The following is a 1,775-nucleotide window of genomic DNA, read 5'->3' as shown; positions in this document are numbered from 1 at the left end:
ATTCCTGTGCCAGGCTCCGCCGGAACGATTCGTAGTGGGCGAGTGCCGCGGCCTGTCCGGCGGAGCGGAACAGCACGGTCATGAGCTGCGCGGCGAGCCGCTCGTCCCACGGGTGTTCGGCGGCGAGGTCCCGCAACTCCGCCGCCAGGCCGGCCGGCTCACGCGCGGTGAGCCGGTGGTCGACACGGTCCAGCGTCGCGGTCAGCCGCTCCTGCACCAGGCGGGCGCGCACGGACTCGGCCCAGTCACCGGCGATGCCGGACAGCGGATCGCCGTGCCACAGGCCCAGCGCCTCGTCCAGCGTCCGCTCCGCCTCGGCGCCGCTGTCGGCGGTGCGGGCCCGCCCGGTCAGGGTCCGGAAGCGATGCAGATCGACGTCGTGGGCCGGGGCCGTGAGCAGGTAGCCGCCGGCCTGGTGGAGTATCGACGCCGCGGCGTCGCCCTGCGGACCGAGCGCGCCCCGCAGACGTGTGACGTAGCTGTGGAGCGTGCTCCGTGCGGTGGGCGGCGGGGAGTGCCCCCACACGCACTGGATCAGCTGCTCGGTGGAGAGCGTCTTCCCGGGGGTCAGCAGGAGCGCGGCCAGGACACATCTCTGCTTCGGTGAGCCGAGGGAGAGCGGGTGTCCGTCGCGCGATGCCGCTACGGGACCCAGGAGTTGGAACCTCGGCGGTGCGTCGGTGGGGGGCGCGGCAGGTGTGGTCTGGCGGAGCACCGCGCCAACCTAGCGCGGTCCCGGCACGGCGACCAGGGCGGTGGTCCCGCTCACCACACTCCGGAAACAGCGAGATCCCGCCCGATCGCATCGATCGGTCGGGGTCTCGTGATTCCTGTGGAGCTAAGGAGAATTGAACTCCTGACCTCCTGCATGCCATGCAGGCGCTCTACCAACTGAGCTATAGCCCCTTGCTGTGGTCCGCTCGGGCTTTCCTGTCGGTTTCCCCGGCGGCGACGCCAACATTACACGGTCACCCTGGGGCATCACCAAATCGTTTCCCATCTGACCCGCTCTGTGGGGAAACATGTCGGATACGGCCACTACTGTCCCCTCACGTGACCGTGCTCGTCCTGTCCCGCACCCGCCGCCGCGTCCCCGCTGCCCTGGGCGTCTGTCTGCTCTCCTTCGTCGGCTTCTGGATCGCCCAGCGCGCCGCCCACGTCTCGATGATCGACTTGTTGGTCTACAGAGCGGAGGGCGCGACCGTGAGGGAGGGCGGCAACCTGTATGCGCTGCGTGCGACGCACGCCCGGCTGCCCACTACGTATCCGCCGTTCGCGGCGCTGCTGTTCACGCCGCTGACGCTTCTGGACGTCCCCACCCTGCGCGCCGCTGCGACCGTCGCGAACCTCGCCCTGCTGGTCGCTTTCGTGCATCTGTCCTTGCGGCTCGTGCGGCGCCACGCGCGCGTGGAGCACGCCTTGTGGGTGGCGGCGGGCGCCGTGTGGTGCGAGCCGGTGTGGACGACGCTGCGCTACGGGCAGGTCAATCTCCTGCTGGCCGTGCTGGTCCTGTGGGACCTGACGCGGCAGCCGGGGCACCGCTGGGCGGGCGTCGGGATCGGCGTCGCGGCGGCGATCAAGCTGACGCCGGCCCTGTTCGCGGTCTTCTTGTTGGGCACCGGGATCGCCTTGGCGGTGACGAAGAGGGGGCCCTGGCGGCCCTGGCTGCGCCACGCGTGCGTGGCCGCGTGCGCGTTCGTCGGCGCCTGCGCGCTGGCCGCCGCCGTGCTGCCGCGCGACTCCCTGCGCTTCTGGACCCGGATGGTGTTCGAGGC

At 71.2% G+C, this 1,775-nt stretch carries 2 protein-coding genes and 1 tRNA gene; 1 reads left to right on the top strand and 2 read right to left on the bottom strand.

Features of this window, described 5'->3' with window-relative positions:
• The coding region (locus tag G3I40_RS33880; protein WP_343245106.1) for a BTAD domain-containing putative transcriptional regulator at positions 1-715 on the bottom strand (715 nt) is incomplete at its 3' end.
• A gap of 118 nt (positions 716-833) precedes the next feature.
• Positions 834-906 (bottom strand) — tRNA-Ala (locus G3I40_RS33875).
• Between the two features lie 147 nt (positions 907-1,053).
• Here G3I40_RS33875 and G3I40_RS33870 point away from each other — a divergent pair.
• On the top strand, positions 1,054-1,775 hold a 722-nt coding region (locus tag G3I40_RS33870; RefSeq protein WP_164558669.1), incomplete at its 3' end, for a glycosyltransferase 87 family protein.

Origin of the sequence: Streptomyces sp. SID14478 (assembly GCF_010548525.1) — a bacterium.
GTDB lineage: Bacteria > Actinomycetota > Actinomycetes > Streptomycetales > Streptomycetaceae > Streptomyces.
The sequence above is the reverse complement of the archived record's forward strand: the minus strand, read 5'-3'. Positions and strand labels throughout refer to the sequence as shown.